Genomic DNA, 13191 nt, shown 5'->3' on the forward strand with positions numbered 1-13191 from the left:
CACACGATCAGGAGTGACCTGTGGAAAAGTTAAAAGGCGCCTTGCTGGTAGGCGCTCTGCGATTGTTTGCCCTGCTGCCCTGGCGCGCTGTGCAAGCCGTGGGTTCGGCGATTGGCTGGATCATGTGGAAAACCCCCAACCGCTCCCGCGACACGGTGCGGATCAACCTCTCCAAGTGTTTCCCGGACATGGACCCGGCCGAGCGTGAGCGCCTGGTGGGCCAGAGCCTGATGGATATCGGCAAGTCCCTGACCGAAAGCGCCTGCGCCTGGATCTGGCCGGCCCAGCGCTCCATCGACCTGGTGCGCGAAGTCGAAGGCCTGGAAGTGCTGCAGCAAGCCTTGGCCTCGGGCAAAGGCGTGGTCGGCATCACCAGCCACCTGGGCAACTGGGAAGTGTTGAACCACTTCTATTGCAGCCAGTGCAAACCGATCATTTTCTACCGCCCGCCCAAGCTCAAGGCAGTGGATGACCTGCTGCGCAAGCAACGCGTGCAACTGGGCAACCGAGTGGCGGCGTCGACCAAGGAAGGCATCCTCAGCGTGATCAAGGAAGTGCGCAAGGGCGGCCAGGTGGGGATTCCTGCAGATCCGGAGCCGGCGGAATCGGCCGGGATTTTCGTACCGTTCTTCGCCACCCAGGCGCTGACCAGCAAGTTCGTGCCGAACATGCTCGCCGGCCATAAGGCGGTGGGTGTGTTCCTGCATGCCCTGCGGCTGCCGGACGGCTCGGGCTACAAAGTGATCCTGGAAGCGGCGCCGGAAGACATGTACAGCACCGACACGGCCACCTCCTGCGCGGCGATGAGCAAGGTGGTGGAGCGTTATGTCGGCGCCTACCCGAGCCAGTACATGTGGAGCATGAAGCGCTTCAAGAAACGCCCGCCAGGCGAGGCGCGTTGGTACTGATTCGCGACTGACTCAAGGTCGATGCAAAACCAATGTGGGAGCGGGCTTGCTCGCGAATGCAGAGTCTCAGTCACTGAATGTGTAGCTGATACACCGCATTCGCGAGCAAGCCCGCTCCCACATTTGTGATCTCCATTCAGGCTTGGCGGTCGAGTTTCTTCAGGAACACCGTCATCTCTTTCTCGGCCTGCTTGTCGCCGTGGGCCTGGGCCGCTGTAATCCCCTGCTCCCATGCCTGGCGTGCTGCGCTTTTATCGCCCAGCGCAGCGTGTGCCTTGCCCAGCAGCTTCCACGCCGCCGAATACTTCGGGTCAAACCCGACGCACCTCTGCAAATGCTCGGCCGCCTTGGCGTTGTCTTTCAGGTCCAGGTAACCCTTGCCCAAGCCAAAGCGCAGCAGCGAGTTATCCACACCCTTGGCGAGCATTTTTTCCAGGGATTCGAGCATGTCGGTCTCTCCGTCAGATCAGAAAAAGCTCAACCCCACGTGGAACAGCTTCTCCACATCGCGGATATGTTTTTTATCCACCAGGAACAGAATCACATGGTCACCCGTGGCGATCACCGTGTCGTCATGGGCGATGATCACTTCTTCATCGCGGATGATCGCGCCAATGGTGGTGCCCGGTGGCAAACCGATATCGCGAATCGCCCGGCCGATCACCTTGCTCGACTTGGAATCACCATGGGCAATCGCCTCGATGGCTTCCGCCGCGCCGCGGCGCAATGAGTGCACGCTGACGATATCGCCGCGCCGCACGTGGGCCAGCAAAGTGCCGATGGTGGCCAGTTGCGGGCTGATGGCAATGTCGATGTCGCCACCCTGGATCAGGTCCACATAGGCCGGGTTGTTGATGATGGTCATCACCTTCTTCGCCCCCAGCCGCTTGGCCAGCAGCGATGACATGATGTTGGCCTCGTCATCGTTGGTCAGGGCCAGGAAGATATCCGCGTCGGCGATATTTTCTTCCATCAGCAGGTCACGATCCGACGCACTGCCTTGCAGCACCACGGTGCTGTCGAGGGTATCGGACAAGTAGCGGCAGCGCGCCGCGTTCATCTCGATGATCTTCACCTGGTAGCGGCTTTCGATGGCCTCGGCCAGGCGTTCGCCAATCTGCCCGCCGCCGGCGATGACAATGCGCTTGTAGCTCTCGTCGAGCCGGCGCATTTCGCTCATCACGGCACGGATATTGGCCTTGGCGGCGATGAAGAAGACTTCGTCGTCGGCTTCGATCACCGTGTCGCCCTGGGGCAGGATCGGCCGGTCGCGGCGGAAAATCGCGGCTACGCGGGTTTCCACATTCGGCATATGTTCGCGCAGCTGGCGCAGTTGCTGGCCCACCAGCGGCCCGCCGTAGTAGGCCTTGACCGCCACCAGTTGCGCCTTGCCTTCGGCAAAGTCGATCACCTGCAGCGCACCGGGGATTTCGATCAGGCGCTTGATGTAGTGGGTGACCACCTGCTCCGGGCTGATCAGCACGTCCACCGGAATCGCGTCGTTGTCGAACAGCCCGGCGCGGGTCAGGTAGGCCGCTTCACGCACCCGGGCGATCTTGGTCGGGGTGTGGAACAGGGTGTGAGCGACCTGGCAGGCGACCATGTTGGTCTCGTCACTGTTGGTCACCGCCACCAGCATGTCGGCATCGTCGGCACCGGCCTGACGCAACACAGTGGGGAACGAGGCGCGGCCCTGGACCGTGCGGATATCCAGGCGGTCACCTAGGCCACGCAGGCGTTCGGCGTCGGTGTCGACCACAGTAATGTCGTTGGCTTCACTGGCCAGGTGCTCGGCCAGCGTACCGCCGACCTGCCCTGCGCCGAGGATGATGATCTTCATCCGGTCACTCCCTTAAAAATCATTCAGCCGCGTGCAGCGGCAATCTTGATCAGCTTGGCGTAATAGAAGCCATCGTGCCCGCCTTCCTGCGCGAGCAACTGGCGGCCGTGGGGCTGCTTGATGCCGGCGGTGGTGGCAATGTCCAACTCCCGCGCGCCGCTGGTGCGGGCGAGGAAGGCTTCGATCACTTCGGTGTTTTCGGTCGGCAACGTCGAGCAGGTGGCGTAGAGCAGGATGCCACCGACCTCCAGCGTCGGCCACAACGCGTCCAGCAACTCGCCTTGCAGCACAGCCAGGGCGGCGATGTCGTCGGGTTGGCGGGTCAGCTTGATATCCGGATGGCGGCGGATCACACCGGTGGCGGAACATGGCGCATCCAGGAGGATGCGTTGGAACGGCTTGCCATCCCACCAGGTGGCGGTGTCGCGCCCATCGGCGGCAATCAGCTCGGCGTCCAGGCCCAGGCGCGCAAGGTTTTCACGCACGCGTACCAGGCGCTTGGCTTCCAAGTCGACGGCGACGACGCCGGCCAGGCCGGGCTCGACTTCCATGATGTGACAGGTCTTGCCGCCCGGCGCGCAGCAGGCGTCCAGCACCCGTTGGCCCGGCGCCAGGTCAAGCAGGTCGGCGGCCAGTTGCGCGGCTTCGTCCTGCACGCTGATCCAGCCTTCGGCAAAGCCTGGCAGGCTGCGCACATCGCCTGCGGTCTCCAGCACGATGCCGTCCTGGCTGTACACACAGGCGCTGGCATTGATGCCGGCCTCTGCCAGTAATTGGAGATAGGCATCGCGGCTGTGATGGCGACGATTGACCCGCAGAATCATTGGCGGGTGGGCATTGTTGGCAGCGCAGATGGCTTCCCACTGCTCTGGCCAGAACGCCTTGAGGGATTTTTGCAGCCAGCGCGGGTGCGCAGTGCGCACTACCGGGTCGTGTTCGAGCTCGGCCAGCAACCCCTCGCTTTCGCGCTGGGCGCGGCGCAGCACGGCATTGAGCAAGGCCTTGGCCCAGGGCTTTTTCAGTTTGTCGGCGCAGCCTACGGTTTCGCCGATGGCGGCGTGGGCCGGCACCCGGCTATAGAGCAATTGGTACAGCCCCACCAGCAGCAACGCCTCGACGTCGGCATCGGCGGCCTTGAACGGCTTTTGCAGCAGCTTGGCCGCCAGCGCCGACAGACGCGGCTGCCAGCGGGCGGTGCCAAAGGCCAGGTCCTGGGTGAAGCCGCGATCACGGTCTTCGACTTTATCCAGTTGCACCGGCAACGAGCTGTTCAGGGAAGCCTTGCCGTTGAGCACGGCGGCCAGGGCCTTGGCGGCGGCCAAACGCGGGTTCATCAAGCGTCCACTCCGAGGATGATGCCGGGGGCAAATTTCTCACGACGGCTGTTGAACAAATCACTGAAGTTCAGCGCCTTGCCACCGGGCAATTGCAGACGGGTCAGACACAGTGCCTGTTCGCCGCAGGCCACCAGCAGGCCTTCCTTGCTGGCGCCGATGATTTCACCGGGGGCGCCGCTGCCTTCGGCCAGGGTGGCGGCGAGGACTTTCAAGGCTTCGCCATTGAGGGTGCTGTGGCAGATCGGCCACGGGTTGAAGGCGCGTACCAGGCGCTCCAGCTCCACGGCCGGGCGGCTCCAGTCGATGCGTGCTTCGTCCTTGTTCAGCTTGTGGGCGTAGGTGGCGAGGCTGTCGTCCTGCGCTTCACCCTGCAAGGTGCCAGCAGCGAGACCGGCAATCGCCTCTACCACCGCAGGCGGGCCCATCTCCGCCAGGCGGTCGTGCAGGCTGCCGCCGGTGTCCTGTGCGGTGATGGGCGTGGTGACCTTGAGCAGCATCGGCCCGGTGTCCAGGCCGGCTTCCATGCGCATCACGGTCACGCCGCTTTCGGCGTCACCGGCTTGCACCGCGCGCTGGATCGGCGCCGCACCGCGCCAGCGCGGCAGCAGCGAGGCATGGCTGTTGATGCAGCCCAGGCGCGGGATATCCAGCACCGCCTGGGGGAGGATCAGGCCGTAGGCCACCACCACCAGCAGGTCCGGCTGCAGCGCGGCCAGTTCAGCCTGGGCCTCGGCATTGCGCAGGGTTGGCGGTTGCAGCACGACAATGCCGTGTTCCAGGGCAAGCTGCTTGACCGGGCTGGGCATCAGTTTTTGCCCACGGCCGGCCGGGCGATCCGGCTGGGTGTACACCGCGACGATTTCATAAGGGCTGGCAAGCAGGGCCTTGAGGTGTTCGGCGGCAAATTCAGGGGTGCCGGCAAAAACGATGCGCAGTGGCTCGGTCATGGGAAACGTCTCACAAAAGAAAAAGGCTTGCCGGAGCAAGCCTTTGAAAGAAGGGAATCAAGCTTGCTGGCGATGCTTCTTTTCCAGTTTCTTCTTGATCCGGTCGCGTTTGAGCGTGGACAGGTAATCGACAAACAGCTTGCCGTTGAGGTGGTCGCACTCATGCTGGATGCACACCGCCAACAGGCCTTCGGCAATCAGCTCGAAGGGTTTGCCATCGCGGTCCAGGGCCTTGATCTTGACGCGCAGCGGGCGCTCGACGTTCTCGTAGAACTCCGGCACCGACAGGCAGCCTTCCTGGTATTCGCCCATCTCGTCGGTCAGCGGCTCGAACTCCGGGTTGATGTACACCCTCGGTTCGCTGCGGTCTTCGGACAGGTCCATGACCACCACGCGCAGGTGCACGTTGACCTGGGTCGCGGCGAGGCCGATGCCCGGTGCTTCATACATTGTTTCAAACATGTCATCGACCAACTGACGAACCTTGTCGTCCACTACGGCCACCGGTTTGGCGATAGTGCGCAGGCGCGAGTCCGGGAATTCGAGGATGTTCAAAATAGCCATAAGCGTAATTGCTGCACATGTGAGGTAAAGGCAAATCGGCGTCGGGACACCCGCACGGCCGGTGTGAAACGCTCGCAGGCCGCGAAGGCCAGGCATTTCACGCGAACCCACATAATAAAGGAGATTGCCCCCATGAGGAAATCGCTACTCGTCTTCAAAACAGGCGGCCCGGTTGGGCGGCAATAACCAGTTGCAATAATTAGCCTGCTAAAGAAGTTACCAACAGAGTTATCCACAGCTTGTTCCTGATCAAGGATGATCATATGTCAGTCATTCATACCCCGGATATTTCCCCTGCCGAGCTCGAAGCCCGCCTGCGTTTGCACCGTATGCCGGAGTTGGGGCCAAGGCGTTTTAAAACATTGATCGAGGCCTTTGGCTGCGCCTCAAAAGCCATCGGCGCGCCAGCCAGTGCCTGGCGCTCCCTGGGGTTGCCGGCGGCCTGCGCCGAAGCCCGGCGCAGTGCGCAAGTGCGTGATGGCGCCAGCGCCGCATTGGCCTGGCTAGAGCGCCCGGCCCAGCATTTGTTGATGTGGGACCAGCCCGACTACCCAGCCTTGCTGGCCGAACTGGACGATGCGCCGCCGTTATTATTCGTGGCCGGCACGCCCGCTATCCTGGAAAAACCGCAGTTGGCCATGGTCGGCAGCCGACGCGCTTCGCGCCCTGGAATGGATACGGCGGCAGCCTTTTCCCGCAGCCTGGCGAGCGCCGGTTTCGTCATCACCAGTGGGTTGGCCCTGGGAATTGATGGGGCCGCCCATCAGGCGGCATTAGATGTCGGAGGGCAGACTATCGGGGTGCTGGGCACCGGCCTGGAAAATTTTTATCCACAGCGCCACCGCCGGCTCGCCGAGGCAATGATTGCTCAGGGCAGCGCGGTGGTTTCCGAGTTTCCGCTGGACGCCGGCCCCCAGGCTGGAAACTTCCCACGACGCAACCGCATTATCAGTGGTCTGTCCCTGGGCGTGCTGGTGGTGGAAGCCAGCGTGGCCAGTGGCTCGCTGATTACTGCGCGGCTGGCCGCCGAGCAGGGGCGCGAGGTGTATGCGATACCGGGCTCGATTCATCATCCGGGGGCCCGGGGCTGCCATCAGTTGATCCGTGACGGTGCGGTGTTGGTGGAAACCATCGAACACATTCTTGAAGGGTTGCGCGGCTGGCAGGCGTTGTCGCGGCCCGCGCCGGTGGCCGTGACCCACCCGCTGGTGGCGCTGCTGCACGCGGCGCCCCAGACCAGTGAAAGTTTGGCCATTGCCAGCGGGCAAAGCCTGTCCCAGGTGTTGGTGAGCCTTACCGAACTGGAGCTGGAGGGCCGGGTGATCTGTGAAAGCGGCCGCTGGCTCGCGCGCAGTTAGGTTTTGTTACGAAGATCGGTAAACTGCGCAGAGCTTTAGTCCGGAGAGTGAGTAATGGTCAACAGGTGGCGTGTGCAACAAGCCGCACGAGAAGTTCGCGCTGGCGCGGTGATTGCCTATCCGACCGAGGCCGTGTGGGGCCTGGGCTGCGACCCGTGGAACGAAGAAGCGGTAGATCGCCTGCTGGCGATCAAGGGCCGCTCGGTGGATAAGGGCTTGATCCTGGTCGCCGACAATATCCGGCAATTCGATTTTCTATTCGAAGACTTCCCAGACACCTGGATCGACCGCATGGCCAGTACCTGGCCGGGGCCCAACACCTGGCTGGTCCCCCACCAGGACCTGCTGCCTGAATGGATTACCGGTAAGCACGACACGGTAGCGTTGCGGGTCACTGATCACCCGCTGGTGCGGGATTTGTGTTCGCTGGTGGGGCCACTGATCTCCACCTCGGCCAACCCCCAGGGCCGGCCGGCGGCGCGCACGCGGATCCGGGTAGAGCAGTATTTCCGGGGGCAGGTAGACCTGGTGCTGGGTGGGCGCCTGGGTGGGCGCAAGAACCCTAGTTTGATTCGGGATCTGGCGACGGGCGAGGTTCGGCGCCCGTCCTGAGACCCAGGCGTGGCTATCGCGAGCAAGCTCGCTCCCACATTCGACCGATTTCCAGCATGGGAATGCGCTCGAATGTGGGAGCGGACTTGCCCGCGATAGCGGTCTGCCAAACCATCGAGATCCTATGGCAACAAAATGGTCGACCCCGTCGTCCGCCGCCCCGACAACTCCACCTGCGCCTTCGCCGCGTCCGCCAGGGAATACCGCTGGTTGATATCAATGCGCACCTTGCCGCTTTCGATCATGCCAAACAGATCGTCAGCCATGGCCTGCAGGTTCTGTGGCGTATTGGCGTAGGTCGCCAGTGTTGGCCGGGTGACATACAGCGAGCCTTTGGCGGCCAGAATACCCAGGTTCACCCCCTCCACCGCGCCCGACGCATTGCCGAAACTCACCAGCAGGCCACGGGGCGCGACGCTGTCCAGCGAGGCGAGCCAGGTGTCCTTGCCGACGCCGTCGTACACCACCGGGCACTTCTTGCCGTCGGTCAGTTCCAGCACCCGCTGTGGGACATTTTCCTGGCTGTAGTCGATGGTTTCCCAGGCGCCGAGGGATTTGGCCAGGGCGGCTTTTTCCGGCGAACTGACCGTTCCGATCAGCTTCACGCCCAGGGCCTTGGCCCATTGGCAGGCCAGGGAGCCGACGCCACCGGCAGCGGCGTGGAACAGGATGGTTTCGCCGCCTTTCAACTCATAGGTCTGGCGCAGCAGGTACTGCACGGTCAGGCCCTTGAGCATGGCGCCGGCGGCTTGCTCGAAGCTGATGGCGTCCGGCAGGTGCACCAGGTTGGCCGCCGGCAACACATGCAGCTCGCTGTACGCACCCAGAGGGCCGCTGCCGTAGGCCACGCGGTCGCCGACCTTGAACTGGCTGACTTCGCTGCCCACCGCATCCACCACGCCCGCGCCTTCTGCGCCCAGGCCCGAGGGTAGGGCCGGCGGTGCGTACAAGCCGCTGCGGTAATAGGTGTCGATGAAGTTCAGGCCAATGGCCTTGTTCCGCACCCGGACCTGCTGTGGGCCTGGTTCCGCTGGCGTGTAGTCCACATACTCAAGTACTTCGGGGCCGCCATGGGCGCTGAACTGGATACGTTTGGCCATCTGCTCTCTCCTCAAGTCTGTTTCGCCAAAGGCTCCTATCGGACTCTTATGCTTGATCTTCGTCAACTGTGGCAGCGCCCGGCGCGGTGGTATCCTGTGCGCCCTTTGCCGCCGACGCCCAATGGCCTCGCGTAGCTTTGCCCGATTCAAGGTGATGCCATGACTACCCGCACCGAGGCTGTAAAAGCCTACCTGCTCGACCTGCAAGACCGCATTTGCAGCGCCCTGGAAACCTTCGAGGCCGATACGCGCTTTATCGAAGACGCCTGGACGCGCCCAGCCGGCGGCGGTGGCCGCACGCGGGTAATCGAGAACGGGAGCGTGATCGAAAAAGGCGGCGTCAACTTTTCCCACGTGTTCGGCAGCGGCCTGCCACCGTCCGCCAGTGCCCACCGCCCGGAGCTCGCCGGTCGCGGTTTTGAGGCCCTCGGCGTGTCCCTGGTGATCCACCCGCATAACCCCCATGTGCCGACGTCCCACGCCAACGTGCGATTTTTCATCGCCGAGAAAGAAGGCGAAGAGCCGGTGTGGTGGTTCGGTGGCGGCTTCGACCTGACGCCCTACTACGCCAACGAAGAAGACTGCATCCACTGGCACCGCGTGGCCGAGCAGGCCTGTGCGCCATTTGGCGCGGACGTTTACCCGCGCTACAAGGCCTGGTGCGACAGCTACTTCCACATCAAGCACCGCAACGAGCCCCGGGGCATTGGCGGCCTGTTCTTCGATGACTTGAACGAGTGGGACTTCGACACCTGCTTCGCCTTTATCCGCGCCATTGGCGACGCCTACATCGACGCTTACCTGCCGATCGTCCAGCGTCGCCAGGCGATGGCCTACACCGAGCAGCAGCGCCAGTTCCAGGAATTCCGCCGTGGGCGCTACGTGGAATTCAACCTGGTCTACGACCGTGGCACGCTGTTCGGCCTGCAATCGGGCGGGCGTACCGAGTCGATCCTGATGTCGCTGCCACCGCAAGTGCGCTGGAGCTATGACTGGAAGGCTATTGCCGGCAGCGAAGAAGCACGCCTGACCGACTACTTCCTGCAAGACCGTGACTGGCTCGGCCTTGCTGCGCCCAAGGCGGCCAGCTGATGGATCGTTATGTGGTGTTCGGCAACCCCATCGGCCACAGCAAGTCGCCGCTGATTCATCGCCTGTTTGCCGAGCAGACCGGCCAGGCGCTGGACTACAACACGCTGCTGGCGCCGCTCGAGGATTTCACCGGCTGTGCCCGTGAATTTTTCCTGCAAGGGCGCGGTGCCAACGTCACCGTGCCATTCAAGGAAGAGGCCTACCGCCTGGCCAACGCCCTGACCGAGCGTGCGCAGCGCGCAGGCGCGGTGAATACCCTGAGCAAGCTGGCCGATGGCAGTCTGTTGGGCGACAACACCGATGGCGCCGGCCTGGTGCGCGACTTGACCGTCAACGCCGGCCTGAGCCTGGCGGGCAAGCGCATCCTGCTGCTCGGTGCCGGCGGCGCGGTACGCGGCGCCCTGGAACCACTGCTGGCGCAACAGCCGGCCTCGCTGGTTATCGCCAACCGCACCGTGGAAAAAGCCGAGCGGCTGGCCGAACTGTTCGATGACCTGGGGCCGGTGTCTGCCAGCGGTTTCGATTGGCTGAGTGAACCGGTGGACCTGATCATCAACGCCACTTCGGCCAGCCTGTCAGGCGATGTACCGCCGATTGCCGGCAGCCTGGTCGAACCGGGCAAGACCTTTTGCTACGACATGATGTACGCCAAGGAGCCGACCGCATTCTGCCGCTGGGCCACTGAACACGGTGCGGCGGTGGCAATGGATGGCTTGGGCATGCTGGTGGAGCAGGCGGCGGAAGCCTTCTACCTGTGGCGCGGGGTGCGGCCGGATTCGGCGCCGGTGCTGGCTGAACTGCGCAAACAACTGGCGGCTAACTGATTCTAATGTAGGAGCTGGCCAGCCAGCTCCTACAGTTTTTGACCGTGTCAGTCTTCGAAAAGGATCGGGCACTTGTCGGCCCCCTCCAGCTTCCTCAACTCCTCCACCACTTGCGGCCGCGCCCGGCGCAACGTCAGGCTGCGCCCCAGGCCCCGCAATCGCCGCGCCTCCTGGTGCAGCATCTCCACCCCGGAATAGTCGATAAAGTTGATCTGCTGCGCCTCGATCACCACCCGCTGGCCTTGCAGGCGCTGCAAGCGCACTTGCAGGTAATGGCTGGCGCCAAAGAAGATCGAGCCACCGACCCGCAGCACATCGTCTTCCCCATCGCGCCATTGCTGGACCCGTGGCTGCGAGGTGCGCTTGAGGTAGAAGAACAACGATGCCAGCACCCCGGCATAGATCGCCGTTTGCAGCTCCAGCAGCAAGGTAGCCAGGCAGGTCAGGCCCATCACCACACACTCGGCACGGCTGACCCGCCACAGTGCGCGGATGCCACGATGGTCCACCAGGCCCCAGCAGATCAGCAGAATGCTGGCGGCCATACTCGGGATCGGGATATGCGCAATCAACGCCGCGCCAAACAGCGCAAACAGTGCCACCCATAACGCCGAAAACACCCCCGCCAGCGGCGAACAGGCGCCCGCCTCGTAACTCAGGCCCGAGCGGGTGAAGGAACCGGCCGACAGGTAGCCGGAGAAAAATCCGCCGACGATATTGGATAACCCTTGGGCACGTACTTCCTGATTGGCGTCGAGCAGTTGTTGCGAGCGCGCCGACAGCGAGCGGGCAATCGACAGGCTGGTCACCAACCCCAGCATGCCCACCGCCACGGCACTGGGTAGCAGGCGCAGGATCATGTCCAGGTCCAGCGGCAACGGGCTGAACGGCGGCAGTTGGCCAACAAATGAGCTGACCCGCGCCACATGCCCGAACATCGCCGGCCACACCCACGTCGCCAGGCTGCCCAGGGCCAGAGCAATCAACAAGTTCGGCCAGCGCGGTACGCAGTATTTAAGCAGCACGCCCACCAGCAAGGTGCCCAGGCCAAGGGCCAGTGACGGGCGATCCCACTCGCCGCCGTGGTCGATCAGCGCCAGCAGGCTGTTGATAGCCGTGGCCTGGCTGGGCAGGTCGAGCCCCAGCAGGTTTGGCAACTGGCCCAGGGCGATGACCACTGCCGCGCCGAGGGTGAAGCCGAGGACGACGGAATGGGAGACGAAATTGACCAGCGCGCCAAAGCGCAGTATGCCCAATAGCCATTGGAATACGCCGGCAAGCAAGGTCAGTAACAGAATCAGGGTGATGTAGTCCTGCGAGCCCGGCACCGCCAGCGGGCTGATGCTGGCGTAGAGCACAATGGAAATCGCCGCCGTCGGACCGCAGATCAAATGCCAGGACGAACCCCACAGGCAGGCAATCAGCACCGGGATGATTGCCGCATACAAGCCGTATTCGGGGGGCAGGCCGGCGATCAGGGCGTAGGCGATGGATTGCGGCAAGGCCAGCACCGCGCCGCTGAGGCCGACCAGCGCATCCCGGCCGACGCTGGCGCGGGTCTGGCGCGGCAGCCAGCGCAGGAAGGGGAAGAGTGTATGGGGCCGGGGCATTGGGCAGCTCAGGTCAAAAAAGTTTGAGTCAGGGTATCAGCACAAACACTGCCCTGTGGGCGCTGGCTTGTGTGGGCGCTGCTAAAGCCTGGCCTTGACCGCCGCCAATGCCTCCTGGCCATCCAGGGTTTTGACCCCCTCCAGCCACTGCTCCAGCACCGCCGGATTGGCCTTGATCCATGCCTTCGCCGCGTCGGCATTGCTGACCTTGTTGTTCGCCACCTCGGCCATGATGCTGTTCTCCATGTCCTGGGTAAACGTCAGGTTGGCCAGCAGTTTCGCCACATTCGGGCAGGCTTGTGCATAACCCTTGCGGGTCAGGGTGTACACGCTGCCGGTGTCGCCGAAGTATTTTTCGCCGCCCTTGAGGTAGCGCATCTTCAACTGCACGTTCATCGGGTGCGGTGTCCAGCCGAGGAAGGTGACGAAACGCTCGCGCTTCACCGCCCTGGACACCTCGGCGAGCATCGCCTGCTCACTGGATTCGATCAGCTTCCACTGGCCGAGGTCGAAGTCGTTTTTCTTGATGATCTCTTGCAGCGACAGGTTGGCCGGCGCGCCGGAGCCGATGCCGTAGATCTTCTTGTCGAACTTGTCGGCGAATTTATTCAGGTCGGCAAAGTCACGCACGCCGGCCTCCCACACATAGTCCGGCACCGCGAGGGTGAACTCGGTGCCTTCGAGGTTTTTCGCCAGTTGCACCACGTCGCCATTGGCCACGAACTTGTCGTAGAAGCCCTGCTGCGCCGGCATCCAGTTCCCCATAAACACATCCACCTGGCCGTCCTTGAGCCCGCCAAAGGTGATCGGCACCGCCAGGGTATCGACCTTGGCCTTGTAACCCATGCCGCTCAGTAAAAAACCAGTGATGGCGTTGGTGGCGGCAATGTCGCTCCAGCCGGGGTCGGCCATTTTTACCGTCTCGCAACGGGCGTCGGCGTACACCTGGCTAGCACTCAATAACAGTACGGTACTCACGGCTGTGGATAACTTTTTCAT

At 63.1% G+C, this 13191-nt stretch carries 14 protein-coding genes; 5 read left to right on the forward strand and 9 right to left on the reverse strand.

The features are described 5' to 3' along the window. Nucleotides 1-20 precede the first annotated feature (20 nt). The gene (locus tag PSH73_RS00065; protein WP_057439284.1) at nt 21-908 is read left to right on the forward strand and encodes a lysophospholipid acyltransferase; all 888 of its coding nucleotides are present in this window, start codon (nt 21-23) and stop codon (nt 906-908) included. A gap of 136 nt (nt 909-1044) precedes the next feature. Here the strand turns inward: PSH73_RS00065 and PSH73_RS00070 are convergent, their stop codons facing one another. Genes PSH73_RS00070 through PSH73_RS00095 form a run of 6 tightly spaced genes read right to left on the reverse strand, consistent with a single transcriptional unit; the run spans nt 1045 to nt 5859 of the window. Further along, the gene (locus tag PSH73_RS00070; protein WP_057439283.1) at nt 1045-1356 is read right to left on the reverse strand and encodes a hypothetical protein; all 312 of its coding nucleotides are present in this window, start codon (nt 1354-1356) and stop codon (nt 1045-1047) included. Between the two features lie 18 nt (nt 1357-1374). Continuing rightward, complete coding sequence (gene trkA / locus PSH73_RS00075; protein WP_057957876.1) at nt 1375-2748, reverse strand: Trk system potassium transporter TrkA; 1374 nt, start codon at nt 2746-2748, stop codon at nt 1375-1377. A 23-nt stretch (nt 2749-2771) separates the two neighbouring features. Continuing rightward, nucleotides 2772-4082: a 16S rRNA (cytosine(967)-C(5))-methyltransferase RsmB gene (gene rsmB, locus PSH73_RS00080; protein WP_115127074.1), complete on the reverse strand. Its 1311-nt coding sequence runs from the start codon at nt 4080-4082 to the stop codon at nt 2772-2774. Continuing rightward, nucleotides 4082-5032 (reverse strand): methionyl-tRNA formyltransferase, encoded by a 951-nt coding sequence (fmt, locus tag PSH73_RS00085; protein ID WP_115127075.1) that lies wholly within the window; start codon nt 5030-5032, stop codon nt 4082-4084. Before fmt ends, rsmB begins: the two co-directional genes overlap by 1 nt. Nucleotides 5033-5089: 57 nt before the next feature. After that, a complete protein-coding gene (gene def / locus PSH73_RS00090) occupies nt 5090-5596 on the reverse strand; it encodes a peptide deformylase (protein ID WP_005783383.1) in 507 nt (168 codons plus the stop codon). Beyond that, entirely contained in the window at nt 5584-5859 is a 276-nt protein-coding gene (locus tag PSH73_RS00095) for a hypothetical protein (RefSeq protein WP_128593095.1), read from the reverse strand. The genes def and PSH73_RS00095 overlap by 13 nt, the downstream gene beginning before the upstream one ends. Here PSH73_RS00095 and dprA point away from each other — a divergent pair, their 5' ends adjacent. Both dprA and PSH73_RS00105 read left to right on the forward strand, forming a co-directional pair. Next, nucleotides 5860-6954, forward strand: a complete 1095-nt coding sequence (gene dprA, locus PSH73_RS00100; RefSeq protein WP_120731115.1) for a DNA-processing protein DprA — start codon at nt 5860-5862, stop codon at nt 6952-6954. A 54-nt stretch (nt 6955-7008) separates the two neighbouring features. Beyond that, on the forward strand, nt 7009-7566 hold the full coding sequence (locus tag PSH73_RS00105) for an L-threonylcarbamoyladenylate synthase (RefSeq protein ID WP_057957880.1): 558 nt from the start codon (nt 7009-7011) through the stop codon (nt 7564-7566). A 122-nt stretch (nt 7567-7688) separates the two neighbouring features. Here the strand turns inward: PSH73_RS00105 and PSH73_RS00110 are convergent, their stop codons facing one another. After that, nucleotides 7689-8666 carry an NADPH:quinone reductase gene (locus tag PSH73_RS00110; RefSeq protein WP_057439281.1) on the reverse strand — a complete coding sequence of 326 codons (978 nt, stop codon included), beginning with the start codon at nt 8664-8666 and terminating at the stop codon, nt 7689-7691. Nucleotides 8667-8825: 159 nt separating this feature from the next. On the opposite strand from PSH73_RS00110, the gene hemF reads away from it, so the two are divergent. Together hemF and aroE are read left to right on the forward strand one after the other, a co-directional pair. Next, the gene (hemF, locus tag PSH73_RS00115) at nt 8826-9758 is read left to right on the forward strand and encodes an oxygen-dependent coproporphyrinogen oxidase (protein ID WP_057957881.1); all 933 of its coding nucleotides are present in this window, start codon (nt 8826-8828) and stop codon (nt 9756-9758) included. Next, complete coding sequence (gene aroE / locus PSH73_RS00120) at nt 9758-10582, forward strand: shikimate dehydrogenase (RefSeq protein WP_057439279.1); 825 nt, start codon at nt 9758-9760, stop codon at nt 10580-10582. The genes hemF and aroE overlap by 1 nt, the downstream gene beginning before the upstream one ends. Nucleotides 10583-10629: 47 nt before the next feature. Here the strand turns inward: aroE and PSH73_RS00125 are convergent, their stop codons facing one another. Then, on the reverse strand, nt 10630-12192 hold the full coding sequence (locus PSH73_RS00125) for a SulP family inorganic anion transporter (protein WP_273871995.1): 1563 nt from the start codon (nt 12190-12192) through the stop codon (nt 10630-10632). A gap of 81 nt (nt 12193-12273) precedes the next feature. Next, nucleotides 12274-13191, reverse strand: coding sequence for a choline ABC transporter substrate-binding protein (gene choX / locus PSH73_RS00130; protein ID WP_305461709.1), 918 nt, complete (start codon nt 13189-13191; stop codon nt 12274-12276).

This window comes from Pseudomonas sp. FP2294 (genome assembly GCF_030687625.1).
Classification (GTDB): Bacteria; Pseudomonadota; Gammaproteobacteria; order Pseudomonadales; family Pseudomonadaceae; genus Aquipseudomonas; species Aquipseudomonas shahriarae.

Coding starts and splice junctions, on each gene's coding strand:
- PSH73_RS00110 (WP_057439281.1), bottom strand. CDS start 8,666: ATGGCCAAACGTATCCAGTTCAGCGCCCATGGCGGCCCCGAAGTACTT.
- PSH73_RS00095 (WP_128593095.1), bottom strand. CDS start 5,859: ATGATCATCCTTGATCAGGAACAAGCTGTGGATAACTCTGTTGGTAAC.
- trkA (WP_057957876.1), bottom strand. CDS start 2,748: ATGAAGATCATCATCCTCGGCGCAGGGCAGGTCGGCGGTACGCTGGCC.
- rsmB (WP_115127074.1), bottom strand. CDS start 4,082: ATGAACCCGCGTTTGGCCGCCGCCAAGGCCCTGGCCGCCGTGCTCAAC.
- PSH73_RS00070 (WP_057439283.1), bottom strand. CDS start 1,356: ATGCTCGAATCCCTGGAAAAAATGCTCGCCAAGGGTGTGGATAACTCG.
- PSH73_RS00125 (WP_273871995.1), bottom strand. CDS start 12,192: ATGCCCCGGCCCCATACACTCTTCCCCTTCCTGCGCTGGCTGCCGCGC.
- dprA (WP_120731115.1), top strand. CDS start 5,860: ATGTCAGTCATTCATACCCCGGATATTTCCCCTGCCGAGCTCGAAGCC.
- choX (WP_305461709.1), bottom strand. CDS start 13,191: ATGAAAAAGTTATCCACAGCCGTGAGTACCGTACTGTTATTGAGTGCT.
- fmt (WP_115127075.1), bottom strand. CDS start 5,032: ATGACCGAGCCACTGCGCATCGTTTTTGCCGGCACCCCTGAATTTGCC.
- hemF (WP_057957881.1), top strand. CDS start 8,826: ATGACTACCCGCACCGAGGCTGTAAAAGCCTACCTGCTCGACCTGCAA.
- def (WP_005783383.1), bottom strand. CDS start 5,596: ATGGCTATTTTGAACATCCTCGAATTCCCGGACTCGCGCCTGCGCACT.
- aroE (WP_057439279.1), top strand. CDS start 9,758: ATGGATCGTTATGTGGTGTTCGGCAACCCCATCGGCCACAGCAAGTCG.
- PSH73_RS00105 (WP_057957880.1), top strand. CDS start 7,009: ATGGTCAACAGGTGGCGTGTGCAACAAGCCGCACGAGAAGTTCGCGCT.